The following is a 24,529-nucleotide window of genomic DNA, read 5'->3' as shown; positions in this document are numbered from 1 at the left end:
GGTGGTCAGTGGGAGACGACCAGTTCCCGTGGATCCTCGTCGGCCGCCGTCGTCGTCGACCGGGCGTGGGGGCGGGTTCCGGGGATCCTGCTCACCAATGGTCCCAGCGCCCATCGGACCAGGCTGATCACCCCGTACGGGAGGACGAAGATGAAAACGATCAGCGCAGCCCCATAGGTCATCCCGGCCGCCGACTGATTGATTTCCGCCGTCCACTGCGGCACGTACTGCACGAAGAACGCGCCGAACACCACGCCCGGGACGGTGCCGAGGCCACCGATGACGATCATGGTGATGAAGGCGATCGCCAACGGCAGCCCGAATGCCTCGGGGCCGACGTACTGGACCACGAAGCTGTAGAGCACGCCGCCGACCCCGGCGAGGGCCGCGCTGAGCGCGAACACCGTCGTCTTCGTGCGGGTGGCAGGGACGCCGAGGGTGGTTGCGACAGCCTCGTAGTCGCGGATTCCGATCAGTGATCGGCCGATCCGGCCGGTGGAGAGCCGGCGCACGACGAGGTAGGCGAGCGCCGCCACCACCAGGCACAGGTAGTACACCCACTGGTCGCGTTCGAGCCCGCTGAATGCGGGTGGTTCGGCGCCGGCGATGTTGATGCCCGCGTGCCCGTCGGTGACGTGTTCGAACCGTTTGATCACCGCGGGCGTCACCAGCGCCAAACCCAGGGTGGCGAGCGCCAATTGGAGTCCGTGCAGGCGCAGGGCGGGCAGCCCGAACAGGTACCCGATGACGTAACAGACCGCGAAGGCGATCGGAAGGAGCAACAGATACGGCACGTCGTGGTTCTCGACCAACACGGCACTGAGGTAGGCGCCGACGGCGAAGAAGAACCCGTGGCCGAGCGAGATCTGGCCGGTGTTGCCGGTCAGCAGGTTCAGACCCAACCCGACCACCACGTACACCAGCACCATCGAGCGGTCGAAGTTGACATACGGCGCCGACACCAGCGGCGCCACCGACGCCACGAGGACCACCAGTGCGACTGTGGCCCTGGCCAGCCACCGTGGTGGGTCGAGTTCGGCGCGGGGCTGGCGAAGCAGTTCGGCGATTCTCATACCCGGGCCACCTTCCGTGCGCCGAACAGGCCCTCGGGTTTGAGGAGCAGCACCCCGAGGATGAGCGCCAGCGCCACAGCCTGTTTGAAATCGTGTCCGATCCAGGAAATGTAGGTACCGGCAAGGTTTTCCGCGACACCGACACACAACCCGCCGACGAGAGCGCCGACCGGGCTGTCGAGGCCGCCGAGAACGGCAGCGGCGAAAGCGTAGATCAGTGAGGCGACGAGCATGTTCGGTTGCAGGAACAGTTGCGGCGCCGCGAGGGAGGCGGCGAGGGCCCCGATCGCCGCGGCGAGACCCCAGCCGATCATCAGCATGCGGCCGACGGGGACCCCGAGAAACTGCGCGGAGTCTGGGTTGGCGGCCGCCGCCCGCATCGCCAATCCGACCTTGGTGCGCTGAAACAGCACGAACAGCAGCGCCGCGACCACACTGACGGCCCCGACGATCACCAGTGACTGCCGGGAGACCGCGACCGGGCCGAGGGCGAGCACCGGTCCAGCGGCGATCGCCGGGAACTCCTTGCTCTGCACACCCCACATCCACCCTGCGGCACTGTTGAGGACCAGCATCAGACCGAGTGTGATGATGACCAACGGCATGTGGTTCGGGGAGGACGCCAGCGGGCGGATCAGTACTCGTTCGGCGGCGGCACCGCCGATGAAGGCCACCACCATCGCGCCGAAGACGGCGGCATACAGCGGCGCACCCCACTGGTGGAACTGCCACGCGAAAAACGCCGAGAACATCGCCATCTCACCCTGCGCGAAGTTGACGATCCCGGAGGCTCGGTAGACCAGGACGATACTCAACGCGAACGCGCCGTACAGGGCGCCCCACGTGAGCCCGTCCACCAATTGTTGAAGAAATACATTCATGACCACTCTCCTGTGCTCAGTAGCCGAGATAGGCGCGGCGCACCGACTCGTCGTGGGCCAATCCGGCGGCGGCGCGTTGGGCGACGACCCGACCGGCGTCGACGAGCACCGCGGACGTCCCGATGTGGAGAGCCAGATGCGCGTTCTGTTCGACGACGAGGATCGTCGTCTCGGACTCCTCACTGATCCGGCCGAGCGCGCGGAACACCTCCTGGGTGATGCGCGGGGCCAGACCGAGGGACGGCTCGTCGAGCAGCAGCAACCGCGGACCCGCCACGAGTGCCCGGGCGATCGCGAGCATCTGTTGTTCACCCCCGCTGAGCCCACCCGCCTGTTGCCGTCGCCGTTCCCGTAGCCGCGGGAAGAACTCGTACCAGCGCTCGATCGCCCGGTCGGTGGCGGCGGCCGAGGTGGTGTAACCACCGACCCGGAGGTTCTCTTCGACCGTCAGATCTCCGAACGTGCCGCGTCCCTGGGGAACGTGGGCCACACCGAGTCGGGCGATCCGGTCGGTGCGCATGCCGGTGATGTCGCGGCCGTCGAGGATGATGCGCCCTGTGGTACGCACCGTCTGGCAGATCGATCGCAGAATGGTGGTCTTCCCGGCGCCGTTCGCGCCGAGTACCACCGTCACCTCTCCTGCCGGTACGTGGAAATCGATGCCGTGCAGCACCTCTGCGCGCCCGTACCGAGCGTGCAAGTTTTCGACGGTGAGCATGTTCATGCCGCACCGCCCAGATATGCCTCGATGACCTCGGGATGGGCTGCAACCTCGGCCGGTTCGCCCTCGGTGACCTTCTGCCCGAAGTTCAACACCACCACACGGTCGGAGATCGACATCACCATGGCCATGTGGTGCTCGACGAGCAGCACCGAGAATCCCCGTTCGTCGCGCAGGCGTCGGACCGTGTCGGCGAGTTCGAGGACCTCCTCGTGGATCAGGCCGTTCGCCGGTTCGTCGAGCATCAGCAGCCGGGGGCGTTGCATCAGTGCCCGTGCGAGCTCGACCCGTTTGAGCGTGCCGTAGGGCAGGTTGCCGGCCGGTTCGCGGCCGACGTGCGCGAGATTCATCGATTCGAGCAGCGCCCAGGCTTCCTCCCGTTCACCGGTCTCCTCCCGGCGTGTGCGCGGCAGTCCCAATGCGGTGGTGAGGAAACCCGCGCGAGTACGCGAGTACGCCCCGGTAAGGATGTTGTCGAGTACCGAGATCGTCGGGAACAAGCCGATGTTCTGGAAGGTGCGCGCGATTCCGGCGTCGGCGACCGCGTCCGCCGACAGCGCGAGCAGGTCGGTGGCCCCGAAGGTGATGTGTCCCGAATCTGGTTGATACAGCCTGCTGATGCAGTTGAACAGGGTGGTTTTCCCGGCCCCGTTCGGGCCGATCAGCCCGACGATCTGTCCGGGCTCGATCGTGAACGACGGTCCATCGAGGGCGAGCACTCCGCCGAACCGCAGGTGAACATCGCTCACCTGCAGCGCGGGAACACCCGGCTGCCCGGCGGTCATCGGTCGGTGCTGCGCGTGACCACAGCGTCGTAGTGCCAACTGCCGTCGCGGAAGGTCATCGGAGCCATCGACGTGATCGCGTACGGGTAGTCCGCGCTGGTGTCGAAGGTGACCCCGTCGATGGACAGGTCCGTGGTGACTGCGCGCAGGTTCTGGACGGAGTCGAGCAGATCGGCGCGGGTGCACCCCTTCATCTGCTCGAGGGCGGCGACGAGCAGCTGAGCCGTGTTGTACCCGGTCGCCGCGATGGTGTCAGTGGACTTGAGCGCGTCGGCGTGCCGCTCGGCGAAGGCCCGCCAGTTGCGCATGCCCGGTAGCTGGTCGTGGTCGGGGCTGCTGACGTCGTAGATCCAGTAGAAGGAGTGCACCCCTTCGGCGGCGTCGAGGCCGGCCGGGGCCAAGACGAAGTTGGTGTCGGTGGCGCCGGAGTAGATGTACGTCTCCGGTTTCCAGCTCAGCTCGTGGGCCTTCTTCAGCGACTGCGTCACGAAGCTGGCGGTGGCGAAGTTGACGAACACGTCGGCCCCGGAGTTCGCGAGGTTGACCACCTGCGAATCCACCGACGGGGTGGTCTGTTCATACGACTGCTGTGCGATGATCTGCGCGCCGCTGCCGTCGAGGGCGGACGTCAACGCGGCGAGGCTGCCGTTGCCCAGGCTGTCGTTCGGATACAGGACCGCGACCTTCGCCTGCGGGTGATCGCGCAGGATCTGCTTGGCGCGCTCGGCAACCTCCCAGGCGGTCTGCGGGTTGACCGCGCCGGCCACCACGGGCCGTTCGTCGAGAGTGGCGAGCAACTCGTCCGTGCCGGTCATGGGGAACACCAGTGGGACGTTCTTCTGCGCGAGGTAGTCGACAACCGCAAGGGTCGACGCGGTGCCGATCAGGTTCTGGATCGCGAACACCTGTTGCTGTTCGACCAGCGACCGGACGTTGCCGACCGTGCGCGCGGGGTCGTACCCATCATCGAGCGCCGTGTAAATAATTTTGCGGGACTTGCCGTCACCCATGGCGACGCCGCCCGCGGCGTTGATCTCGTCGAACAGGGCCGATGCCGCGGTCGCCTGGGGTCCGGCGATCGACTGGACCAGACTGGTGCCGAAACGGATTTCGGTGTCGGTGATGCCGGGGTCGCAGTCACCTGCGGCGGTGGCGGTGTCGCGGCCCGAGCATGCGGTCAGGGTTGCGGTGGCGCACAGGGCGGTCAGGCCCACGGCGAGGATGCGTTTCATGGTCGCTCCAGTGAAAGGAAGGCACACGCCCCGAAAGGGGCCGGCTCAGGTATTTTCGGCAGCACGCACCGGCGGCGACGAGGAATCGTTCGCCGCCGTGCGATGGTGAAGGAACTAGACCGTTGCGTGGGAGAAACGTTCGCGCAGGTCGCGTTTGAGGATCTTTCCTGTGACGTTCTTGGGCAGGGTGTCGATGAAGACGACCCGCCGGGGCACTTGGAATCCGCCGAGCTGTTCACGACAGGTGGCGATGATGTCATCCACGGTCGCGGTGGCACCGTCACGGAGAACCACTACCGCACAGACCAATTCGCCCCACGTGTCGTCCTCGACGCCGATCGCCGCGGCCTCGGCGACCGCGGGGTGGCGGTAGAGCGCCTGCTCGACGGTCAGAGACGCGACATTTTCGCCGCCACTGATGATCAGATCCTTCTTCCGGTCGACGATGTAGACGAACCCCTCGTCGTCGCGGCGCACCAGGTCGCCGGTGTGGAACCAGCCGTCGGTAAATGCCGCCGCGGTCGCGTCCTCGTCATGCCAGTAGCCGGTCATCACCTGGTCGCCGCGCACCACCATCTCCCCCACCTGACCGATGGGCACATCGCGCATGGCGTCGTCGACGATACGGATATCGATCAGGCGCATGGGTTTCCCTGCGGCGGCGAGCAAATCGCTCTCACCGCTGGCGGCACGCCGGTGCGCGTCGTAGTCCAGGTGCAGCACATTGCCGGCGAGCTCCGTCATTCCCATGCCCTGATAGAAGTCGCAGTTGAGGCGTTCGAGGCCCTGACGCAGCACCTGGGCCGGGATTGCCGACGAGCCGTAGCCGACTGCCTGTAGTGAACTGAGGTTGTGATCGTCGAGCGCAGGATCCTGGAGCAGGAAGTTGATCATGGTCGGTGCCAGGCCCGTCTGGGTGACCTGCCACTGCTCGACCAGACGCAGGAATGTCGCGTTGTCGTATGTGCGGAGAATGCCGACGGTGCTGCCCATCAGGTGGTTGAGCAGTGTGACGTACCCGCCGACGTGGCACAGCGGGAAACAGAACAGGAAGACCGTGTCCTCCGGCAGCGCCCACTGCAGTGCCGACGACGTGATCCCGCTGACCAGGTTGTGATGACTGAGCATCACCCCCTTCGGCAGGCCGGTGGTGCCGGACGTGTAGACCAGCCACGCAATGTCGTCCGGCGCCGGTCGCACCGACGGCGCCTGCGCCGGCCCGTCGCCCACGAACTCGTCCCAGCCGAGGGTTTGCGGGGCGGTTCCGATGGAGACCACGGTGCGCACGGACGGGATCCGGTCGCGAAGTTGTTCGATAGTGCCGGCGAACTCCGCGGCCACGATCAGCACGGTCGCACCGCAGTGTTCGATCAGCGCGGCGATCTGGTCGGGATGCAGGCGGAAGTTGAGGATGGTCAGAGCCATTCCGGCCATCGGTACACCGTAGTAGCAGTCGAAGTATTCGGTGCAATTGGTGGACAAGATCGCGACCCGGTCTCCCGGAGCCGCGACGCCGAGCAGAGCGCCCGCGAGCCTTCTGCTGCGGTCACGCAGCTCGGCATAGGTCACTGCCTCGTCCTCGAATCGCAGCGCGATCCGGTCGGGATGTTTGCGCGCGCCGTATTCGACGATGTCGCTGACCAGCATTCAGTTTCTCCTAGGTACTGGTGAGGTGGCGGTGGAGTCGGTGCTCACCGGATCGCGAGGGGGTTGATCGGCGATCCCACCCCGCGGGTGAACTGCAGGGGCGGTCCGGCGTAAAAGAAGTCGTAAACGCCGTCGGCAGCGCAGGCGGCGGCCAGCTCCTCGAAGTCGAGCAATTCGGCAAGGGTCATGCCCATGTCCCGGATGAGCACCATGTGAAGCTCGAACAACGCCCCGGGGTTCTCGCCGGGCATCACCTCGACCGCCCAATTGTCCGAGCCCACCACCGCGACGTCGCGCTCGCGCAGCCAAGACGCGCACGACAGACTCAGTCCAGGCTCGCCGGCCATGAAACTTGCCGGGTCGAGGTCGGCGAGAAACTTTGCCCGCCAACCGGTGCGGATCATCACGATGTCGCCCGAACCGATCTCGACGTTCTGAGCGGCAGCGACGGAATCGAGTTCGTCCGGAGTGATCGCGGTCCCCGCTTCGAGCCAATCCACACCGCGCGCCCGGGCCACGTCCAGCAGCACGCCGCGCCCGGCGATTCCCTTGGCCTGGGTGTGAATTCCGCACTTGTCGGCGCCCTTGACGGTGACACCGGATCCCGGATACCCGTTGTAGAGCTGATCGTCGTAGTGCACATGGGAAAGGGAGTCGTACTGCGAGCCGGCCTGCAGCGGCATGAAGACATAGTCGTCGGCCCATTTGAAGCCGCCGGGAAGCACCTGCTCCTGCCCATTCTCGGCCATCAGCCGGATCGGATTGATCCGATTGCCTCCCGGCTGCGGACCGTCACCGTCGAGCGGGATGCCCAATTCGAAGATCTGGCCAGTCCGAATCAACTTAGCGGCAGCCGCCACGCACTCGGGCGTGATGAGGTTCGTGGTCCCCCGCTCGTCATCGGCGCCCCAACGACCCCAGTTACTCACCCGTCGGCCCAGCCCTCGCATATCGGATATCGACGTCGTCATTCTGCCTCCTCGGCCAATCCACACAAAGTATGACGTGACAGTCATGTCAACTACGCGAATTGTGACCCGCAACACCTCGGGTGTCAACACCGAGCCGTGGAGCACCAGCTTTCGGCCAGCCGCTACTGCCATCAACGGCGAAGGACCGCCGACACGTGCCGACGGCGCGCGATCCACACGCCATCGAACGACGACGGCGCCGGGAGCCCGCGCAGCTTCGCGCACGGGCGGTGGCGCCCGACCCTGAGGAAATACTGCCGAGCACCATCAGCACTGACTATGCCCACCGAGGGCGCGCGCGCTCCCGCCCGAGCGGCAACTCGTGGAGAAACTCGAGATCAGTCGAGGCACACTCCGAGAGCAACTCGCCATGCCCGATTACCTCGGGGTCCTCTGGCGGCGGCGCGGGCACGGCACTTATCTCGATGCCCACGGCGCGTCGTTGTTCCGGACCTTGTTCACTCTCATACACCGGCTCGCTATCTCGGCACGGCCCAGTTCGTCCAGGCCCGCGAGATGATCGAGGAGTCGATCGCCGCGGCGGCGGCCCTTCCGCGATGTCGGTGTCGGTCACCTGCAGACTGAGCACGGTCCTGCGGGAGAACATCCGCTCCCGGCGCACGCTGGCCCTCGAACTCGAATGCGTCGGCGACGTCGACGCGATCAACACCGACACCGTGCACTTCGGCATCGACGATGCCCTGGCCACCCGCCAACCCCGACGCCGCCCGGGCGGCCATGCATCAGCACTTCGTCGACTTCTCGGTGCTGGCACTTCGATCCAAGAAAGTCCAGTCAGGAGAAAGCCGTTGACTTCCATCGCGTTCGTCGGGCTCGGTGCCATCGGTCTGCCGATGGCCACCCAGCTCGCCCAATCCGTCACACCGTCGTGGGCGTCGATCTATTCGAGGCCGCCCGCAAGCGCGCCGCAGACACCGGCATTGCTGCGGTCGAGAACATCACCGACGCGCAGGTCGTCGTGGTGATGGTCACTTCCCCCGAGCACCTCGACACCCTGTAGCAGATGCCGAAGCCGGTGCGGCCGGCCAAATCTGGATCATCATGTCCACGGTCGGACCGGAATCGGTCACGGCCGCGGCGAACACCCTCCAAGCCGCGGGCGCGAGGGTGATCGACGCCCCTGTCACCGGCGGTGTCGCCCGGGACCGCACCGGCGAGCTGGTGATCTTCGATGTCGGCGCCGGCGCCGACATCGATCACGTCACCCCAGCGCGAACGGGCGCCAATGCTCGAGTGGCGCCACCGTGCGGTGATGTCAGACTCCCACACCATCGCGGATTGCTGTCACCAGCCCGCGGCGCACGCCCGTGACCGGGTCGATCCGCGGCCTGGGATCGGTGAACTTGCGTTCCGACGCGGTCTCGGGCGCGTCGTCGGCCGTCGCCGTCAGGAACTTGTTCGGCAGCGCGAGCTTGGCGATGGTGCGCCAGGACTTCAGGAACTGCACGGGCAGCGATCCGCTCGTGTAGGGCAGGTCGTACTTTTCGCACAGGGCACGAACCCGCACGGAAATTTCGTGCAGCCGGTTGCTCGGCAGGTCCGGGAACAGGTGGTGCTCTATCTGGTAGCAGAGGTTGCCGCTCATGAATGCCATGACCTGCCCCGCCTCGAAATTCGCGCTGCCGAGCATCTGCCGCAGGTACCATTGCCCCCGCGTTTCATCCTCCAGATCGGCAGCGGTGAACTTCTCCGCGCCGTCGGGGAAATGCCCGCAGAAGATGACCATGTTGGTCCAGACGTTGCGGATCATGTTCGCCGTCAGGTTCGCGGTGAACGTGAGAGGGAACGCCGGACCGGTCAGGGCCGGGTAGACGAGGTAGTCCTTGGCGATCTGCTTGCCGACCTTGGCGAGCACCTCGCGGCCTCTGCGCACGAACTCGACACGATCGACACCGCCCTTGGTCACCTTGCCCAGCTCCAAATGCTGGAACGCCACGCCGTACTCGAAGAACAGCTGCAACAGTAGGTTGTAGACCGGATTGCCGATGCTCCACGGCTGCCAGCGCTGATCGCGGGTGACGCGCAGCAGGCCGTAGCCCACGTCGTCGTCCATCCCGAGCACATTGGTGTACTTGTGATGGATGTAGTTGTGGGTCTGCTTCCAGTGCGCCGACACGCCGGCGATGTCCCACTCCCACGACGACGAGTGGATCTCCGGATCGTTCATCCAATCCCACTGGCCGTGCATCACGTTGTGGCCGAGCTCCATGTTCTCGATGATTTTGGCGGTGCCGAGCAGCGCCGTGCCGGCAAGCCAGGCCGGAGGAAACCAACTCGCGAACAACACTGCTCGACCGCCGGTTTCGAGGGAACGCTGTAGTCGGATCGTGGTGTGAATGTACCGGGCGTCCCGCTCGCCACGCGAGGCTTCGATATCACGCCGGATTGCGTCGAACTCGCCGCATAGCGCTTCGACATCCGCGTCGGTCAGGTGGGCATAGTCCGCAACATCGGAAATCGCCATGCGTCGACGCTACCGTAGGTTACGCAACCGTAGGTTACGTGCAGATGAGATGTGCGTTAGCCGAGGCGGTACTCGAGAACAAATCTGGGGGGATACTCACCAGAACGAACCCGAGCCTACGGATCACCACCGACAGGCGATCGCGCAGCCGCGAGTCAGACGGACATGGGAGGAGTGAATCACCGGTCGGCCTGTGGTTGCGCACCGGAGCAGGGCGGGATCCGCACCGCCTCCCCGCACGAGCGACAGAAGAACGTGCGATGACTATGCGGGCATATTGCTACTGTTACCGGTCGGATCCTGAAGCCGGAGCGAGGAACTGGTCGAGCACCGAGCCGAGCAGCCCGTGCACCAGCACCACCGGCGGTCCTCGCCGACGTCGACGAACGTGAGGACGTCATTGTGCAGGACCACGGTCTCGAGCTTGCGTGGCGACACTGTGCTCTTCCGTCTCGTTGCTTCAACCAGCAGAGCACCCCGACCGCCGACCGCTCGGGGCCGGTCTCGGGCATCTGGAATATGGGCCGGCTCCGCTGCAGGTTGGCAGGTTGGCGAGTGCCAGCACGAAGGTTGGATTCAGCTCACCGCAGGGCTGGGCTGTCGGGATGGGGCAGTGTGGCGGTCAGTCCCGTGATCAGGATGTCGAGGCCGCGTTCGAGTTCGGCGGCGCCGTCATACGACGCCAGCACGGGTGCGAGACCACGCAGCAGCGGGAACTCGCCGATCGGTAACCGGTGCAGTCCCAGGCGCAGCAGATCGTCGTGCTCATCGGGGCGTTCGACGATTTCCTGGAGTTCGTTGAGGACGTGACCGTGGAGGAAGCCGAACAATGCCCGGTAGACGTGCAGGGCATCAGTCCCGGTGAAACCGGCCCGGGTGAGCAAGCTCAGGATGTTCTCGAGCGGGCGCAGAGTTCCCAGGGGCCGCAGCCCCAGGGGCGTCGACAGGGGCCGGGTGACCAGCAGCGGGACCACGTGGGGATGATCGAGCGCCAACCGGCGGAAGCCCCGGGCGACCTCCCGGAGTTGGGTTGCCCAGTCGCCGTCGTCGGTGTCGACCTCGAGTTGGTCGAGGACGCTCTCGGCGACGGCGTCGAGGAGCGCGGCCTTGTTCGGAGCGTGACGGTAGAGGGTCATCGGGTCGCGGCCCAGGGCTTTGCCGAGGCGTCGCATGGACAGTGCGTCGATTCCGTCGCGGTCGATGATCGCTAGTGCTGCCGTCAGGATTCGCTGTCGGGTCATCGGGCCGCCGTCCGGGACAGAACCGTCGCCGGAGTGGACCGGGCGATCAGCGGGGGCCTTGGCCATCACAAACACTTCCTTCGCTGCTTCAACTGTAGGCCTTAACCGTAGGCCGCGACAGTAGACCTACAGTGTTGACACACCGTGAAATGCGGCGTTGACTGGGTACTACAACGCAGGCCCGGGAGGCCGCCATGATCATCATCTTCGGACTCGTCATTCTGCTCGCCGCCGTGATCATCGGGCTCGCGGGCGTGTTGACCAACAGCGGCGACGGGCACGCCCTGACCGATGATTTCGCCGTATTCGGTTATCACGTCACCGGCTCCACCGGCACGCTGTTTCTGTACGGCATCGTCGTCGGCGCGGTCGGCCTCCTCGGGCTGAGCCTGCTACTGGCCGGTGCCCGGCGGACTTCCCGCCGCGGCCGCCTCGCCCGCCACGACCTGAAGGATTCTCGCCGGGAGACAGCGGACGCGTACCAGGACCGGGATCGCCTCGCCGGGCAGCGCGACATGGTCGCCGCGGACCCGGACACAGTCGACAGGACCGCACACAGTCCAACTCCCGGTGACCAGCGAGACGGGCGACGTGACTGGCGGCACCCGTTCGGCCACCGAACAACCAGGGCCGCCACCACCCACGACGTCGCGCGCTGAGGAAACCCGCGCTGAGGAAATCCACCGACATCGGGCCCGCAGCCACGCCGTCCGATCACCACAGAGAGAAGAAGTACCGCCATGAGCATCGTGAAGAAGCTTCGGCACAAGACCGAAACCGCCGAGGGCGCCACCAAGAAGACCGCCGGCAAGGCCCTTGGAAACGAACGCATGGAAGCCGAGGGCAGTGCAGAGCAGGCCAAGGGCAACACCAAGCAAACCGGTGACAAGCTCAAGCAAGCGGGACAGAAGTTCAAGCACGTCTTCAAACACTGACCCGCTCACACCGTTCGATACCCAATCCCACTCTCTGTCCCGAAATCAGGTCGCCCTCATGATCATTCTCGGAATCATCCTCGCCATCCTCGGCGTGGTCATCAGCCTGCCCATCCTGTTGTACGTGGGGGTCGCGCTCATCGTCATTGGAGTGGTCCTGGTGATCATGGGGTCGATGGGCCACGCGGTAGCGGGCCGACGCCACTACTACTGACCCCGGCCATGAGCCGCGCCCCGGACACGACGATCGCACCACGACGTTCGGGGGGTGGGGCACGCCCGGAATCTGGAGAACCACTCATGGCGATATCCGACATCAAGGAATACGCACACCTCACCGACGCGGACGTCGAGGCACTCAGCGACGAACTGACCACCATTCGCCGGGAGGTCACAGAATCCCTCGGGGAGGCCGACGCCACCTACATCCGCCGCACCATCGGCTTCCAGCGGCTACTCGATGCCGCGGCCCGGTTGGTGATCCACGGCAGCAGGAAACCGGCGGGCTGGGTTCTCGGAACGACAGCGCTCGCGGTGGCCAAAAGCGTGGAAAACATGGAGATCGGCCACAACGTCTCCCACGGCCAATGGGACTGGATGAACGACCCCGAAATCCACTCCACCAACTGGGAATGGGACATGGCCGGCCTGTCATCGCAGTGGCGGTATTCCCACAACTACCGCCACCACGTGTTCAGCAATGTCGTCGGAATGGACGAGGACCTCGGCTACGGTGTCCTCCGGATTACCCGCGACCAACCGTGGAAGCCCGAAAACCTATTGCAACCGCTGCGGAACCTGGTGATGGCGGCGATGTTCGAATGGGGCATCGCCCTCCACGACCTGTACTCCGAACAGACCCGGGCCCGCACTGCCGCCGAGAAGTCCGCCCACACCCGAGCACTGATCGGAAAGATCGCCCGCCAGACGGGCAAAGACTACCTGCTCTTTCCCGCCCTCAGCGGACGCCGCTGGCGGCGAACGCTGACGGCGAACCTGACCGCGAATCTGCTGCGGAACGTGTGGGCGTACGTAGTGATCTTCTGCGGACACTTTCCGGACGGTGCCGAGAAGTTCACCATCGCCGAACTCGAGAACGAGACACAGCCGGAGTGGTATCTGCGGCAGATGCTCGGCGCCGCCAACTTCCGGGCCGGCCCGGTGATGGCGTTCCTCAGCGGCAACCTGTGCTATCAGATCGAGCATCACCTGTTCCCTGACCTGCCCAGTAACCGCTACGCGGAAATCTCCACCAAGGTGCACGCATTGTGCGAGAAATACGACCTGCCGTACACCACCGGCTCCCTCGCACGGCAGTACCTGCTGACGCTGCGCACCATCCACAAACTCGCACTCCCCGACCGGTTCCTGCGCGCGACCGCCGACGATGCCCCCGAGACGGCCTCCGAACTGAGATTCCGCGGCGTGCGTGAGCCGGTCGCGGCAACTCCGGCTACCCGCATCGGGCTACGCACAGCCCTACGAACCCTGCACACGAACCGGCGCACCCGCCGGCGAAGGACTTCACTACCGATAAGGGGCGATCACCATGCCTGACACCACCCGTTCCCCGGCGTCCTCCGCCAATTCTTCGTCGGCGTCGCAGGACAACTCGTCCTCCACCGCAGGACGGGTGGCGCAGAACAGCTTCTTCGAACACTTTGCCCGCGCAGGCTTCGTGGTGAGCGGGATCGTGCACCTGATCATCGGCTACATCGCCATCCGGCTCGCCCTCGGCGGCGCAGCCGGCACCGCTGACCAATCCGGTGCCATGACGGAACTGGCCGCCAAACCGGGTGGCATCGCCGCACTGTGGGTGGGCGTGGTCGCGTTCGCCATCATGGGACTGTGGCGACTCGCCGAAGCGGCACTCGGCAGTTCATCCAGACCGGACGCCGACAGCAAGAAATCGGAAATCGTCGACCGGCTCAAGGCCTTCGCCCTGGCGGTCGTCTACTTCGCTTTCGCCTTCTCCGCCTTCGGATTCGCCCGCGGCAGCGGAAAGTCCAGCAGCGGCCAGAGTGCGGACATCACCGCCCGCCTGATGCAGACCACCGCCGGCACGATCGCCCTCATCGCCGCGGCGCTGGTCATCATCGCGGTCGGCGGATACCACGTCTACAAGGGAGTCAGTCGCAAATTCCTCGACGACCTCGAAGGAACCACCAGCCCACTCGTGCGGCGACTGGGCATGGTCGGCTACATCGCGAAAGGTCTGGCCATCGCCGCCATCGGGTTGCTGGTGATCCTCGCCGTCAATCAATCCGAACCCGATAAGGCCTCAGGACTTGACGGCGCCTTCAAAACCGTCGGCGCCCAACCCTACGGAGTAGCCCTCCTCATCACGGCCGGTGCCGGCATCATCGCCTACGGCCTCTACAGCTTCGCCATGGCCCGCTACGCCAAGATGTAGTCGGGCGCAGGTCGTACCCGTACGCCGGCGGCCCCGTCCGAGCAACGAAGTTCGTGGCGTGAGCGGCGGGATGTTTGTCGTCCCGCCGCGGGGGAAAGTGGGGGAAATGAGCGCCGAACAAAACCCAGCTCGCCCCGACGACGATCAGACGGTGTCCCTACTCGCTCGCACTCGTACCCTGTGCGGGCAATGCTCGAACGACGTCGATGTCGACGGCATAGCCATCGCGGTGTTCGCCAGCGACACCAGTGGGACCTGGTGTACGCAACCGACATCACCGCCGAACGGATCGATGAACTCGAATTCACCCTGGGCGAGGGCCCCGGCCTTACCGCGTCGCACATCGGTGCCCGAAACACAACCCGATGTGGCGGATCCCGCCGCAGCGACGCGGTGGCCGATGCTCGTCCCCGAGGTACTCGACCTCGGTGTTCGCGCCGTCTTCGCCTTCCCCCTCCGTCTGTTCATCGGCGCCCACGTCGGGGTCCTCGAGCTCTACCGCACCCAGCCCGGCCGGCTCGATACCCAGCACGATCGGGCCGCGGCCGGCTGCGCCGCCGCCCTCGGCCCGATCGTGGTCGAGGAACTCAATCCCTCGCGCAACCCGACGATGGTCGACCCCGCCCTATGCAAGCACTCTTCGCTGTCCGACGGGGCCGTGGCTGCCTTCGCCTCCTTCCGTGAAATTTGCTCGGGCCCGGGGCTGTCCGGTCATCTCTGGTTGGTGGCCGCCGGAGTGATGTCGACCAAGGAGGTGTAGGCCACCACGTTGGATAGGTAGCTACGGGCATGCGGGTCGAATTCCCCTCCACAGGTGACGAGTTGGAGAGTGTGCTCGCCATGTGAGCCGTAGACCTGCTCGGCGGGGAACTCTTTCTTCGGATATGTCTCCACCTTGGTAACGGAGAAATGGGCGACGCTGCCGTCGGTCAAGCTCACCTCGACCGAGTCTCCCGCCTTCAGGTTTTTGACTCGGTGGAACACCGCCGGCCCCTCGTGTGAGTCAACATGCCCCAGGATCACGGCCGAACCCAGTTGCCCCGGAGCGGGCCCGAACTTGTACCAACCCGGCTTGTCGAAATCGGTTGGCACCTCCACTGTTTCGTCGGAATTGAGGCCGAGCGTGATGAGCGATTCATCCACCCCCAGCGCAGGAATCCGCAGTGCCACCGGCGCCGGGCCGGACACCCCGTCAGAGGGTGCCGGCACGGTATCGGTCGCCGTGGGCGGTGTCAGCTGCGGATCAGTCGAACTCTGGTAGCTGCGCAGGGCGAGGAAGGCCGTCGCGACCAGCAACAGGACTGCCGCCAACACCCACCAGCGTTTCGCCCTGCCCGTCGTCCCCTCGGTACCTGGCCACTCGGGGCCCGGGACGGACTCCGACCAGTCGGCGTTCGGGTCGCTCATCGTTGCCTCCCGCGCACTCGGGCGGCCTGGCCGGCCGCTATGCCCGACCCGGCGAGGGCCAGCCCTCCGAGCGAGTAGAGCAGCGTGTCGTCACCGGAGGGCGGAATGATACCACCGGCCCCAGTTTCCGGGGCGCCCTTGGGAATGATGTACCCGTTTCCACCGGGGCCGCCCTTGCCGCCCCCGCCGGGTCCACCCTGACCGGGTCCGCCTTGCTCGCCGGGTCCACCTTGCTCGCCGGGTCCACCTTGCTCGCCGGGTCCACCTTGCTCGCCGGGTCCACCCTGGTCGCCGGGCCCACCCTGGTCGCCGGGCCCACCCTGGTCGCCGGGCCCACCCTGGTCACCAGGCCCACCCTGGTCACCAGGCCCACCGGGCGGAGCAGGGGGTGCCGGAGGAGCAGGGGGTGCCGGAGGTCCTGGAGGAGCAGGGGGTGCCGGGGGTCCTGGAGGAGCAGGGGGTGCGGGAGGAGCAGGCGGTGCAGGCGGTCCGGGAGGAGCGGGCGGTCCGGGAACGCCAGGGATACCGGGAACGCCAGGAACGCCAGGAACGCCGGGAACGCCGGGAATTCCTCCGCCGGGCGGAATGGGAATCGGGATGGGAATCGGAATGGGGATCGGCACGACGGGACCGTTGGTGACGGTGGTGGTAGTAATCGGCGGCGGCGTGGTGGTCGTCGTGGTCGGCGGTGCCGTCGTGGTGGTCGTCGTTGTGGTCGGTGGCGGCGTCGTCGTGGACGTCGGCGGCGGCGTGACGCAGTTGGGCCGGGTGATGACGTTCGTGTCGAGGCTGACTTGGCCGTTGCGGGCCAGTACGCGCCCGTTCACGGTGGTGCCGGTCTGCACCGAGATCGAGGTCAACGCCATGATGGTTCCGACGAAGGTGGTGTTGGTGCCCAGCGTCGCCGAGCTACCCACCTGCCAGAACACGTTGCACGGCGAAGCCCCGTTGATCAGGGCAACCGTGCTGTTCGACGCGGTGATCAACGTGGATCCCGCCTGGAAGATGAACACCGCGTTGGGATCTCCCTGCGCGTCCAGGGTGACGGTGCCGGTCAATCCCATCGGCCCAGCCGTGTTGTAGGTACCGTCGACCAGAGTCAGACCACCGAGGTCAGGGGGCACCGCCGCGGTGGCAGGCCGGCCGGCCGCATCGTTGTATGCCGTCGTCAGATCGGATTGAGCCTGGAGCGCAACAGCATCGGCAACGTGCTGCGTACCGTTGATCACTACTCCCGGCGGAAATCCTGTCACCGCGCTTCCTGGGCTGACCCCCAGGTCCCCGGAAACGGTCGTAGGGCCGGTGTTGGTGACTGTAGTGCCGGCCAATACCGCGAAGGAGGCGGCTGTTCCCAGACCGACCGGAGGATGAGACGCGGACGCGACACCACCGGAGATCATGAGAGCCGTGGTGGTCGCGATGGCCGCTACCCCGACGAACCAGCGGCGCGGTGTACGCGCCCAAAGCGAATTGTGGATAGATGTCACGAATTTTCCCCTCACCGTGGAGCGGTTGACGAGTGGAATCATTCGCAAACCACCCGGTATGTGTCAACGATCGAGACGGCGTGTCGGCTATTTGATTAATTTGACTCCCAGATATCGGGTAGCAATTGGGAGAATTCGCTGATGCATAAACCTTGCGCGGGACAAATATCGTTCACCAGCGAGGCCGCACCCGGAGGTGCAATGCCTCGCCGTCCGATCCTATGAGTTGGTCGGACGTACAGTAAGTTTCGCGTTCGACTGGATGCGCAGCAAGTCCAATCTGGGCGCATGTCCAATAAATAAAATCGCGGCCGAGTTACCAATCTACATTGCATGGTTTCGTACCAGCGGTACGAAAACCAGACACAAACCCTGATAGGGACTGTGAATACCTCTTCATGGACAAAAATTCATATCCCGCATCCAGTTGTATTTGTTGGTAACAACTTATATTGCCTTCATGCCTGCTATCTTTCTATCCGTAGGCTTCGGTTCCGGTCCGTTCTGGTCGTGCATGGGCAAGAGGATTTCTGACACAACTCAGCATGTGCCTCCGAACCGGTTACCTCATCGGTTCATCAAGGAGATGAAGATGTCCAACGAGCACTCCATGGGAGCATCCGAGAACGCGTTACAGATCGCGGCGCTCGATGGTGATAAAGATTCGCTTGTACCGCGGACTGTAGCCGAACCCACCGCAACTTCCGTGGGCGCGACAAAATTCCCGCAGTTCTCCGCCCGCGTGGACCCGGAGTTGCTGCGGCAGGTAAAGATCGAAGTGGCCACCCGGGGGACGACTTTGCAGGCGGCGACGGCTGAAGCATTCAGGCTGTGGCTGTCTTCGCAGTAGCCCCGACAGGGACAGCGTGCAGCCGACTACCAGCTGCCTGCGCGCAAGCTCCACCTGACACGGCGGGCGCACGCCCGCCGAAAAAGGCTGTCCGGCCTCCCCGCGTCACCGGAGCGGAATGAGTGGGTGCATCCACTGCATCCCTCTTGCGTCGGCAACTCAGAATGATCGCAGTAACACTCCCGTCGATTCTCCCGATCTTGCCACTGACCCGTGAGTACTTATTAACAACCCGTGGTTGAGAAGTACTCACGGGGGCGAAGCCGCAGGAGGGAGGGGACCACCGATGTACTCCTTTGCCGATCACGGTGCCGTTCCGGGAACGGTTGTCCTCCTTCCAAGCGCCGAATCATGGCTCGTCGGATACCTACGCTCGGCGGGGATGCACGTGCAGCCCGGTTCCGCCACGCTCGACGGAGCAGATGTCGTGCGGCGTGCCGACGTGGTGATCGTCGACGCCCGTTCACGAAACCTCGAGGCGCTGGACACCATCCGAGTCTTGCGTGTTTTCGGAGCGAGAACGGGCATCCTCGTCGTCGACGAGTTCGCGAACGAGGAAACCCGGTGTTCCTACTTCGAGGCGGGCGCAGACGACGTGATGTGTGTTCCCGCCAACGTCGACGAGGTTATCGCGAGGCTTCGTGCTCTCCTCCGACGACTGGGGCCGTCTCGCTCGTCGTCGAATTCCTCTACCTCGTCCGGCATCTCCGTGGACACCGACAATGCAGTGCTCAACGTCGGCCCTGCCCGCATCGCGCTGAGTAGAACAGAACTCGACGTGCTCGTCGCTCTCGCGGACAATGCCGGCCGCGTAGTCCGCCGGGGCCAACTGTTACAGGAAGTGTGGGGGCTGCCGGAGGGTGCCAAGTCGAACGTCCTCAACACGTGTGTCTATCTACTACGCCGCAAATTCGAATCTCACGGGGCACCGGACGTCATCGAAACGGTGCGCGGCGTCGGTTTCAGACTGAAATCCGAGACCGACGAGCACCCGGCTCCGACACAACTTGCCCACAGCAGCCGAAACACCTGCGCTGACACGGGATACACGTTGTCGGATGCGGTGTGAGTTACGGCCCCGTAGTGCGTTGAGCATTCGGTGCGGGCAACCTGACTCACGGCATCCAGCGTTCGACCTTATTGCGGCGTCCGTCCGCGAGTTCTCGCCGGAGAAGGTTCATCGCGGCGTGCTGGGTGAGCAGCACAGTCTCGGTCGAGGTGCCGAGAATCCGAGCCACCTTCTCGACCGGCAACTGATGAGCGAGCCGCAAGCGCAGCACCGTCCGGTACCGCTCGGGTAGCGCGTCGAGGAGCGTCGACGGCCGGGTTGCGCTCTTGTCATCGATGGTCACCACGGCTCGCCTTTCGCTCGTCGAAGTCGCTTCACTGTGCCGGGCCCGATGTCCCGTAGGGAAGGGACCGGCGTCCCGATCAGCCGGGATGTTGCGCGGGCGAGCAGGGGCGACACCCATCGAACAGAGCACGGTAAGGGGACACAGTGGCGAACTGCGGACGAACTCAGGACAGGTGGTGCGGCTCCGGGTCGGTCTTGTGTGTCCAGTCGGCGCCCACCTCGTCTTGGTCGCCGGCCTGATTGCCGTGCCGCCCCTTCGCTCGCGCGAGCGAGATGACGACAGACTTCGAGGTCGGGCAATTGCTGCCCAGCGCCGTCGAGTCCAGCGGCACCAGCGGATTGGTCTCCGGATAGTAGGCGGCGGCGGAGCCGCGCGGGGTGTCGTAGTCGACGATGCGGAAGTTCTGCGCGCACCGGACTCGCTCGTCAGCGTCCCAGCGCGTGAAGAGATCGACCATGTCGCCGTCATCGAATCCGAGCGCCGCGATGTCGTCGCGGTGCATGAAGATGACGCGGCGGCCACCCTCGATGCCCCGGTAGCGGTCGCTGTACCCGTAGATCGTGGTGTTGAACTGGTCGTGGCTTCGCAGGGTCTGCAAGATCAGATGCCCCGGCGGCACCTGCACGACCTCGATCGGGGATACCGCGAACTCTGCACGACCCGAACGCGTTTCGAAGGTTCGGGAGTCACGCGGTGGGTGCGGAAGGATGAAACCGCCCGGACGTCGGACGTTCACCTCGTACCCCTCGCATCCGGGCACGACGCGGGAGATGTGCAGCCGGATGTTCGCGTAATCCTCTCGCATTCTCTTCCAGTCGATTCCGTAGCGGTCACCGATGGTGGCTTCGGCAATGCGCGTCACGATGCCCACTTCCGACTCCAGGTGTGGACTGGCCGGGTCCAGCGGACCCCGCGACGCGTGAACCGAGCACGTCGAATCCTCGACCGAAACGAATTGCGGACCGGACGCCTGAACATCCTTCTCAGTGCGTCCCTTCGTCGGCAGAATGAGCGCCGTCTCCCCGCACACCAGGTGCGAACGATTGATCTTCGTGGAGATGTGCACGGTCATGCGCGTCTTGCGGAGCGCCGCAGCGGTCACCTCGGTGTCCGGGGCGGCCTGAACGAAGTTGCCGCCCAGTCCGAGGAAGAAGTGCGCCTTGCCGTCGCGCATGGCACGGATCGAGTCGACGGTGTCGTACCCGTTCGCGCGCGGCGGATCGAAACGGAACTCCTTCTGCAGGGCATCGAGAAAATGCCCGGGCGGACGCTCCCAGATACCCATCGTCCGGTCACCCTGCACGTTCGAATGCCCGCGAACCGGAAACAGTCCGGCACCACGCTTCCCGATATTGCCCTGGGCCAGTGCGAGATTGGTGATCTCCTTGATGATGGCCACGGAGTTACGATGCTGGGTGAGTCCCATCGCCCAGCAGAACACGGTGGCGTCGGAGTCCCGAAGCAACGTGGCGGCGTCGGTGATCTGCTCCCGGGACAGCCCCGTCGTCTCGGTGACGACGTCCCAGTCGACTGCGGCGACATGCTCTTTCCACAACTCGAAGCCGATCGTGTACTGGTCGATGAAGGCGTGATCGAGCGCATCCCATTCGACGAGCAGCGAACCAAAGGCCTGAAGCAGGGCGAGATCCCCGTTCAGTGCGATCGGCAGGTGCATGTCGGACAGGTCGGTACCCGATCCCACCATGCCGCGTGCGGTCTGCGGATTCTTGAAGTTGACCAGGCCGGCCTCACGGAGCGGATTGATCGACAGGATCTTCGCACCGTTCTGCTTTGCCTTCTCCAGCGCCGACAGCATCCTCGGATGATTCGTTCCCGGGTTCTGGCCCTGTAGCACAATCAGTTTCGCGTCGTAGACGTCCTCCATCACGACACTCGCCTTGCCGATGCCGATCGACTCCTGAAGGGCGATGCTGGTGGATTCGTGGCACATATTGGAACAGTCGGGCAGATTGTTCGTACCGAATGCGCGAACGAACAGCTGGTACGCGAACGCCGCCTCGTTGGACGCCCGACCGGACGTATAGAAAATGGCCTCGTCCGGGCTGTCGAGTGCCTTCAACTGGCCGCCGATCAGGGCAAACGCGTCGTCCCAGTCGATCGGTTCGTAATGCGTCGCCCCGGGCCGCTTCACCATGGGGTGGATGATCCGCCCCTGCTGCCCCAGCCAGTGTTCGCTGTGACTGTCGAGGTCGGCAATACTGTGCCGGGCGAAGAATTCCGGAGTCGCGCGGGACCGGGTCGCTTCCTCCGCAACCGCCTTCGCGCCGTTCTCACAGAATTCGGCTTTGTGCCGATGACCCGGGTCGGGGTCCGGCCACGCGCAGCTCATGCAGTCGAATCCCTCGGCCTGATTGAGGCGCAGCAGAGTCTCGGCCGTCCGCCTCATGCCCATATGTTCGAGCGAACGTTTCATCGACACTGCGACGGCGGTGGGGCCGGCGGCATGATCCTCTTGGGGTCGAATTTCGAGGTCGGCCTCGTCGTGCTCGCGGCCCTCATCGTGGTGACGCATGGTCAGTCTCCCGTCACGGCTCGACGTTCTTCCTGTCATCGTATTCGCGCGGCGCGGCATCGGCTGGAGAAAAGTGCGCATCGTCAACCCGGCCTTGACGGACGCTATGCGTCAATCTACCGTTGACGCATGACGAAAATACGACTCGACGACCTCATCGACGGAATCCGCTCCGGATACCCCGATCAACCCCTCGAACAGTTGACGGCTGCGGTCTTGACCGCCGAGCACCTCAACGAAATATCCGACCACCTGATCGGCCACTTCGTCGATCAAGCGCGGCGTAGCGGTGCGTCGTGGACGGAGATCGGCGGCTGTATAGGTGTCACGAAGCAAGCCGCCCAGCAGCGGTTCACACCCAAGGGCAGTGCCAACATGTTCGCGCGTTTCACCGAGAAGGCCCGGCAGGCGGTGGTCCAATCGCAGGAGGAAGCGCGGGCGCAGCGCCTGTCCGAGATTCAGTCGGCGCATCTCCTGCTCGGCATGCTGTGCGCGCCAGACAGCCTCGCGATGCGGGCGCTCGCCGACCAGGGCTTCACACCTCAGACAATCAGGGAAGCCGCGGAGGCAGACCTAGCTGCCGGACCGGCCGACGCCGAATCCCCCGCTCTCATCCCCTATGCGGCGGGCGCGAAGAAGGTGCTCGAATTGTCCACCCGCGAGGCTCTGCGATTCGGCCACAACTACATCGGAACGGAACACATGCTGCTCGCGTTGATGGCCGACGAAACGGACAATCCGGGTCCGCTCCGCCGCCTCGGCGCCGACACCGATGCCGCCGAGAGATTCCTGCTGACGGCGCTCGGCGCAGCGGAAGCGAAGGAATAGAGCCGCTTCCGGTCAGCAGTCGGTCGGTCGGGGATTCCACCTACCGCCGGTGCTCACTCGACGAAGGCGAGTCCTCTATCCTCGAGAGCTCCTTCAAGGATTCGAACAGCTTTGGGACCCACGCCATGCATGGCGAGCAGTTCTCGACGACTGCGAGCGGCCACCTGCGCCAGGGTGGTGATGCCCGCCTCGAGCAGGGCGCTGTTCGCCGGACGCCCGATCGGAGGAAGGTCGCCTATCTGTGCCGGAACATCGCGTGTGCTCATTCCGACACGGTACCGAAGCCATACCGTCCGATACGGGCATCGCGCCGACGAGTTCGTGCGTGACTCGAGCCGCGTGTCAGAAGTTGCCGCGTGCGGCCTGTTCTCGCTCGATGGCTTCGAAGAGGGCCTTGAAGTTGCCGATACCGAAACCGAGGGAACCGTGGCGTTCGATGAGTTCGAAGAACACGGTAGGACGGTCGACGAGTGGTTTGGTGAAGATCTGCAGCAGATACCCGTCCTCGTCGCGGTCGACGAGGATGCCGCGCTTCTGCAACTCCTCGATCGGGGCACGCACGTTCCCGATCCGGGCCCGCAGTTCCGGATCCTCGTAATACGAATCCGGGGTGGCCAAGAACTCGACACCCTCGGCGGTCAGCTGATCGACGGCGGTGAGAATGTCATTGGTGGCCAACGCCAAATGCTGGGCACCGGGACCACGATAGAAATCGAGGTACTCATCGATCTGCGACCGCTTCTTCGCGATCGCCGGCTCGTTGAGCGGAAACTTCACCCGATGATTGCCGTTCGAGACGACCTTGCTCATCAGCGCGGAGTAATCGGTGGCAATGTCCTCGCCCACGAACTCCGCCATGTTCGTAAAGCCCATCACCCGGTTGTAGAACCCGACCCACTCGTCCATCTTGCCCAATTCGACGTTGCCGACCACGTGATCGAGGGCCTGGAACAGCCGCTTCGGGGCGCCGTCCCGCTTGCGGTGCGTGGAGGTGCGTTCGACGTAGCCGGGCAGGTAGGGGCCGGTGTAACGGCTGCGGTCGACGAGGGTGTGCCGGGTATCGCCGTAGGTGGCGATCGCCGCCAGGCGAACGGTGCCGTGCTCGTCGGTGACGTCATGGGGCTCGTCCAGAACGGTCGCACCCTGCGCCCGGGCATGCGCAATGCACTTGTCGACATCGGGCACCGCCAGCGCAATGTCGACGACACCGTCGCCGTGGACGCGATGATGCTCGATCAACGAGCTGTCCGGGTCCACGGCACCCTTGATCACGAACCTGACCGCCCCGGATTCGAGAACGAAACTGTGGTGATCGCGGTTACCGGTGGTCGGCCCGGAGTAGGCGACCAGAGTCATTCCGAACGCCGACTGGAAATAATGCGCGCTCTGGGTGGCATTGCCCACCACCCACACGACCGCGTCCCAACCACTGACCGGAAACGGATCCGCAGCCGAGTCGTATTCCACCAGACCCACCAACTGCCTGAGCTGATCGAGATCGAGATCCGCCAAACGTTCCTTGTCGGTAAGTGTCTGTTCGATCGTCATCGGAGTCTTCCTCTTTCATGGGCCGGTAAGCCGGACTGTCGCCTGCGTCACCACGAAAACCCACTCCGCCGTCGTAGGCAACCGAGCCAGGAGTTCCTAGCCGCAGTGCCACTTTCGAGGAGCAAATCACGCGATTT

Annotated in this window: 26 protein-coding genes and 2 pseudogenes; 12 read left to right on the top strand and 16 right to left on the bottom strand. The window is 64.8% G+C overall.

The features are described 5' to 3' along the window. Positions 1-5: 5 nt before the first annotated feature. From L1080_RS28340 to L1080_RS28310, 7 genes are all read right to left on the bottom strand, one after another. Entirely contained in the window at positions 6-1,073 is a 1,068-nt protein-coding gene (locus L1080_RS28340) for a branched-chain amino acid ABC transporter permease (RefSeq protein ID WP_250767237.1), read from the bottom strand. Further along, the gene (locus L1080_RS28335) at positions 1,070-1,954 is read right to left on the bottom strand and encodes a branched-chain amino acid ABC transporter permease (RefSeq protein ID WP_250767235.1); all 885 of its coding nucleotides are present in this window, start codon (positions 1,952-1,954) and stop codon (positions 1,070-1,072) included. The genes L1080_RS28340 and L1080_RS28335 overlap by 4 nt, the downstream gene beginning before the upstream one ends. A gap of 16 nt (positions 1,955-1,970) precedes the next feature. Then, on the bottom strand, positions 1,971-2,678 hold the full coding sequence (locus tag L1080_RS28330; protein ID WP_250767232.1) for an ABC transporter ATP-binding protein: 708 nt from the start codon (positions 2,676-2,678) through the stop codon (positions 1,971-1,973). Continuing rightward, complete coding sequence (locus L1080_RS28325; RefSeq protein WP_250767229.1) at positions 2,675-3,460, bottom strand: ABC transporter ATP-binding protein; 786 nt, start codon at positions 3,458-3,460, stop codon at positions 2,675-2,677. The genes L1080_RS28330 and L1080_RS28325 overlap by 4 nt, the downstream gene beginning before the upstream one ends. After that, entirely contained in the window at positions 3,457-4,692 is a 1,236-nt protein-coding gene (locus tag L1080_RS28320) for an ABC transporter substrate-binding protein (protein ID WP_250767226.1), read from the bottom strand. The genes L1080_RS28325 and L1080_RS28320 overlap by 4 nt, the downstream gene beginning before the upstream one ends. Positions 4,693-4,806: 114 nt before the next feature. After that, positions 4,807-6,339, bottom strand: coding sequence for a long-chain-fatty-acid--CoA ligase (locus L1080_RS28315; protein WP_250767223.1), 1,533 nt, complete (start codon positions 6,337-6,339; stop codon positions 4,807-4,809). A 44-nt stretch (positions 6,340-6,383) separates the two neighbouring features. Further along, the gene (locus L1080_RS28310; RefSeq protein WP_250767220.1) at positions 6,384-7,310 is read right to left on the bottom strand and encodes a cyclase family protein; all 927 of its coding nucleotides are present in this window, start codon (positions 7,308-7,310) and stop codon (positions 6,384-6,386) included. Positions 7,311-7,620: 310 nt separating this feature from the next. On the opposite strand from L1080_RS28310, the pseudogene L1080_RS28305 reads away from it, so the two are divergent. Next, a pseudogene (locus L1080_RS28305) lies at positions 7,621-7,830 on the top strand (hypothetical protein); the annotation flags it as partial. Here the strand turns inward: L1080_RS28305 and L1080_RS28300 are convergent. Next, positions 7,790-8,050 (bottom strand): hypothetical protein, encoded by a 261-nt coding sequence (locus L1080_RS28300; RefSeq protein ID WP_250767217.1) that lies wholly within the window; start codon positions 8,048-8,050, stop codon positions 7,790-7,792. The pseudogene L1080_RS28305 and the gene L1080_RS28300 overlap by 41 nt on opposite strands. Positions 8,051-8,199: 149 nt before the next feature. Between L1080_RS28300 and L1080_RS28295 the strand changes: the two genes are divergently transcribed. Together L1080_RS28295 and L1080_RS28290 are read left to right on the top strand one after the other, a co-directional pair. Continuing rightward, positions 8,200-8,331, top strand: coding sequence for a hypothetical protein (locus L1080_RS28295; RefSeq protein WP_284707568.1), 132 nt, complete (start codon positions 8,200-8,202; stop codon positions 8,329-8,331). A 26-nt stretch (positions 8,332-8,357) separates the two neighbouring features. Next, a pseudogene (locus tag L1080_RS28290) lies at positions 8,358-8,642 on the top strand (NAD(P)-binding domain-containing protein); the annotation flags it as partial. On the opposite strand, the gene L1080_RS28285 reads toward L1080_RS28290, so the two are convergent. Both L1080_RS28285 and L1080_RS28280 read right to left on the bottom strand, forming a co-directional pair. Then, on the bottom strand, positions 8,587-9,795 hold the full coding sequence (locus L1080_RS28285; RefSeq protein ID WP_250767212.1) for a fatty acid desaturase family protein: 1,209 nt from the start codon (positions 9,793-9,795) through the stop codon (positions 8,587-8,589). The pseudogene L1080_RS28290 and the gene L1080_RS28285 sit on opposite strands and share 56 nt — an antisense overlap. A gap of 581 nt (positions 9,796-10,376) precedes the next feature. After that, positions 10,377-11,102: a TetR/AcrR family transcriptional regulator C-terminal domain-containing protein gene (locus tag L1080_RS28280; RefSeq protein ID WP_250767211.1), complete on the bottom strand. Its 726-nt coding sequence runs from the start codon at positions 11,100-11,102 to the stop codon at positions 10,377-10,379. A 128-nt stretch (positions 11,103-11,230) separates the two neighbouring features. Between L1080_RS28280 and L1080_RS28275 the strand changes: the two genes are divergently transcribed. From L1080_RS28275 to L1080_RS28250, 6 genes are all read left to right on the top strand, one after another. Further along, positions 11,231-11,695: a hypothetical protein gene (locus tag L1080_RS28275; protein ID WP_250767208.1), complete on the top strand. Its 465-nt coding sequence runs from the start codon at positions 11,231-11,233 to the stop codon at positions 11,693-11,695. 81 nt (positions 11,696-11,776) lie between these two features. Next, positions 11,777-11,971 carry a CsbD family protein gene (locus L1080_RS28270; RefSeq protein WP_250767194.1) on the top strand — a complete coding sequence of 65 codons (195 nt, stop codon included), beginning with the start codon at positions 11,777-11,779 and terminating at the stop codon, positions 11,969-11,971. 58 nt (positions 11,972-12,029) lie between these two features. Next, on the top strand, positions 12,030-12,185 hold the full coding sequence (locus L1080_RS28265) for a DUF6131 family protein (protein ID WP_204164880.1): 156 nt from the start codon (positions 12,030-12,032) through the stop codon (positions 12,183-12,185). An 86-nt stretch (positions 12,186-12,271) separates the two neighbouring features. Then, the gene (locus tag L1080_RS28260) at positions 12,272-13,528 is read left to right on the top strand and encodes a fatty acid desaturase family protein (protein WP_250767191.1); all 1,257 of its coding nucleotides are present in this window, start codon (positions 12,272-12,274) and stop codon (positions 13,526-13,528) included. Then, positions 13,521-14,384, top strand: a complete 864-nt coding sequence (locus L1080_RS28255; RefSeq protein ID WP_250767188.1) for a DUF1206 domain-containing protein — start codon at positions 13,521-13,523, stop codon at positions 14,382-14,384. Before L1080_RS28260 ends, L1080_RS28255 begins: the two co-directional genes overlap by 8 nt. Positions 14,385-14,490: 106 nt before the next feature. Then, positions 14,491-15,144 carry a hypothetical protein gene (locus L1080_RS28250; RefSeq protein WP_250767104.1) on the top strand — a complete coding sequence of 218 codons (654 nt, stop codon included), beginning with the start codon at positions 14,491-14,493 and terminating at the stop codon, positions 15,142-15,144. Here the strand turns inward: L1080_RS28250 and L1080_RS28245 are convergent. Both L1080_RS28245 and L1080_RS28240 read right to left on the bottom strand, forming a co-directional pair. After that, the gene (locus L1080_RS28245) at positions 15,096-15,791 is read right to left on the bottom strand and encodes a class F sortase (protein ID WP_250767102.1); all 696 of its coding nucleotides are present in this window, start codon (positions 15,789-15,791) and stop codon (positions 15,096-15,098) included. The genes L1080_RS28250 and L1080_RS28245 overlap by 49 nt on opposite strands. After that, entirely contained in the window at positions 15,788-17,278 is a 1,491-nt protein-coding gene (locus tag L1080_RS28240) for an ice-binding family protein (protein WP_250767100.1), read from the bottom strand. The genes L1080_RS28245 and L1080_RS28240 overlap by 4 nt, the downstream gene beginning before the upstream one ends. A gap of 460 nt (positions 17,279-17,738) precedes the next feature. On the opposite strand from L1080_RS28240, the gene L1080_RS28235 reads away from it, so the two are divergent. After that, complete coding sequence (locus tag L1080_RS28235; RefSeq protein ID WP_459031905.1) at positions 17,739-18,128, top strand: hypothetical protein; 390 nt, start codon at positions 17,739-17,741, stop codon at positions 18,126-18,128. A gap of 286 nt (positions 18,129-18,414) precedes the next feature. Further along, a complete protein-coding gene (locus L1080_RS28230) occupies positions 18,415-19,197 on the top strand; it encodes a winged helix-turn-helix transcriptional regulator (protein WP_250767097.1) in 783 nt (260 codons plus the stop codon). A 46-nt stretch (positions 19,198-19,243) separates the two neighbouring features. Here the strand turns inward: L1080_RS28230 and L1080_RS28225 are convergent, their stop codons facing one another. Together L1080_RS28225 and L1080_RS28220 are read right to left on the bottom strand one after the other, a co-directional pair. After that, positions 19,244-19,480: a sigma factor-like helix-turn-helix DNA-binding protein gene (locus L1080_RS28225; protein ID WP_250767095.1), complete on the bottom strand. Its 237-nt coding sequence runs from the start codon at positions 19,478-19,480 to the stop codon at positions 19,244-19,246. Between the two features lie 166 nt (positions 19,481-19,646). Further along, positions 19,647-22,016 (bottom strand): FdhF/YdeP family oxidoreductase, encoded by a 2,370-nt coding sequence (locus tag L1080_RS28220; RefSeq protein WP_250767093.1) that lies wholly within the window; start codon positions 22,014-22,016, stop codon positions 19,647-19,649. 129 nt (positions 22,017-22,145) lie between these two features. Here L1080_RS28220 and L1080_RS28215 point away from each other — a divergent pair, with 129 nt between their 5' ends. Continuing rightward, positions 22,146-22,844 carry a Clp protease N-terminal domain-containing protein gene (locus tag L1080_RS28215; protein WP_250767090.1) on the top strand — a complete coding sequence of 233 codons (699 nt, stop codon included), beginning with the start codon at positions 22,146-22,148 and terminating at the stop codon, positions 22,842-22,844. 53 nt (positions 22,845-22,897) lie between these two features. On the opposite strand, the gene L1080_RS28210 is transcribed toward L1080_RS28215, so the two are convergent. Both L1080_RS28210 and hppD read right to left on the bottom strand, forming a co-directional pair. Further along, entirely contained in the window at positions 22,898-23,110 is a 213-nt protein-coding gene (locus L1080_RS28210) for a helix-hairpin-helix domain-containing protein (RefSeq protein WP_250767087.1), read from the bottom strand. A gap of 76 nt (positions 23,111-23,186) precedes the next feature. Further along, positions 23,187-24,392: a 4-hydroxyphenylpyruvate dioxygenase gene (hppD, locus tag L1080_RS28205; protein ID WP_109334443.1), complete on the bottom strand. Its 1,206-nt coding sequence runs from the start codon at positions 24,390-24,392 to the stop codon at positions 23,187-23,189. Positions 24,393-24,529: the final 137 nt, after the last annotated feature.

The sequence above is a fragment of the Rhodococcus sp. MSC1_016 genome (genome assembly GCF_023667485.2).
GTDB classification, from domain to species: Bacteria; Actinomycetota; Actinomycetes; order Mycobacteriales; family Mycobacteriaceae; genus Rhodococcus_F; species Rhodococcus_F oxybenzonivorans.
This window is presented reverse-complemented; position numbering and strand designations above follow the sequence as displayed.

What these genes read in the sequence shown, in the direction of transcription:
- L1080_RS28340 (WP_250767237.1), bottom strand. Translation starts at nt 1,073, where the DNA reads ATGAGAATCGCCGAACTGCTTCGCCAGCCCCGCGCCGAACTCGACCCA.
- L1080_RS28335 (WP_250767235.1), bottom strand. Translation starts at nt 1,954, where the DNA reads ATGAATGTATTTCTTCAACAATTGGTGGACGGGCTCACGTGGGGCGCC.
- L1080_RS28330 (WP_250767232.1), bottom strand. Translation starts at nt 2,678, where the DNA reads ATGAACATGCTCACCGTCGAAAACTTGCACGCTCGGTACGGGCGCGCA.
- L1080_RS28325 (WP_250767229.1), bottom strand. Translation starts at nt 3,460, where the DNA reads ATGACCGCCGGGCAGCCGGGTGTTCCCGCGCTGCAGGTGAGCGATGTT.
- L1080_RS28320 (WP_250767226.1), bottom strand. Translation starts at nt 4,692, where the DNA reads ATGAAACGCATCCTCGCCGTGGGCCTGACCGCCCTGTGCGCCACCGCA.
- L1080_RS28315 (WP_250767223.1), bottom strand. Translation starts at nt 6,339, where the DNA reads ATGCTGGTCAGCGACATCGTCGAATACGGCGCGCGCAAACATCCCGAC.
- L1080_RS28310 (WP_250767220.1), bottom strand. Translation starts at nt 7,310, where the DNA reads ATGACGACGTCGATATCCGATATGCGAGGGCTGGGCCGACGGGTGAGT.
- L1080_RS28300 (WP_250767217.1), bottom strand. Translation starts at nt 8,050, where the DNA reads ATGGCCGCCCGGGCGGCGTCGGGGTTGGCGGGTGGCCAGGGCATCGTC.
- L1080_RS28285 (WP_250767212.1), bottom strand. Translation starts at nt 9,795, where the DNA reads ATGGCGATTTCCGATGTTGCGGACTATGCCCACCTGACCGACGCGGAT.
- L1080_RS28280 (WP_250767211.1), bottom strand. Translation starts at nt 11,102, where the DNA reads ATGGCCAAGGCCCCCGCTGATCGCCCGGTCCACTCCGGCGACGGTTCT.
- L1080_RS28275 (WP_250767208.1), top strand. Translation starts at nt 11,231, where the DNA reads ATGATCATCATCTTCGGACTCGTCATTCTGCTCGCCGCCGTGATCATC.
- L1080_RS28270 (WP_250767194.1), top strand. Translation starts at nt 11,777, where the DNA reads ATGAGCATCGTGAAGAAGCTTCGGCACAAGACCGAAACCGCCGAGGGC.
- L1080_RS28265 (WP_204164880.1), top strand. Translation starts at nt 12,030, where the DNA reads ATGATCATTCTCGGAATCATCCTCGCCATCCTCGGCGTGGTCATCAGC.
- L1080_RS28260 (WP_250767191.1), top strand. Translation starts at nt 12,272, where the DNA reads ATGGCGATATCCGACATCAAGGAATACGCACACCTCACCGACGCGGAC.
- L1080_RS28255 (WP_250767188.1), top strand. Translation starts at nt 13,521, where the DNA reads ATGCCTGACACCACCCGTTCCCCGGCGTCCTCCGCCAATTCTTCGTCG.
- L1080_RS28250 (WP_250767104.1), top strand. Translation starts at nt 14,491, where the DNA reads ATGAGCGCCGAACAAAACCCAGCTCGCCCCGACGACGATCAGACGGTG.
- L1080_RS28245 (WP_250767102.1), bottom strand. Translation starts at nt 15,791, where the DNA reads ATGAGCGACCCGAACGCCGACTGGTCGGAGTCCGTCCCGGGCCCCGAG.
- L1080_RS28235 (WP_459031905.1), top strand. Translation starts at nt 17,739, where the DNA reads ATGCCTGCTATCTTTCTATCCGTAGGCTTCGGTTCCGGTCCGTTCTGG.
- L1080_RS28230 (WP_250767097.1), top strand. Translation starts at nt 18,415, where the DNA reads ATGTACTCCTTTGCCGATCACGGTGCCGTTCCGGGAACGGTTGTCCTC.
- L1080_RS28220 (WP_250767093.1), bottom strand. Translation starts at nt 22,016, where the DNA reads ATGCGTCACCACGATGAGGGCCGCGAGCACGACGAGGCCGACCTCGAA.
- L1080_RS28215 (WP_250767090.1), top strand. Translation starts at nt 22,146, where the DNA reads ATGACGAAAATACGACTCGACGACCTCATCGACGGAATCCGCTCCGGA.
- L1080_RS28210 (WP_250767087.1), bottom strand. Translation starts at nt 23,110, where the DNA reads ATGAGCACACGCGATGTTCCGGCACAGATAGGCGACCTTCCTCCGATC.
- hppD (WP_109334443.1), bottom strand. Translation starts at nt 24,392, where the DNA reads ATGACGATCGAACAGACACTTACCGACAAGGAACGTTTGGCGGATCTC.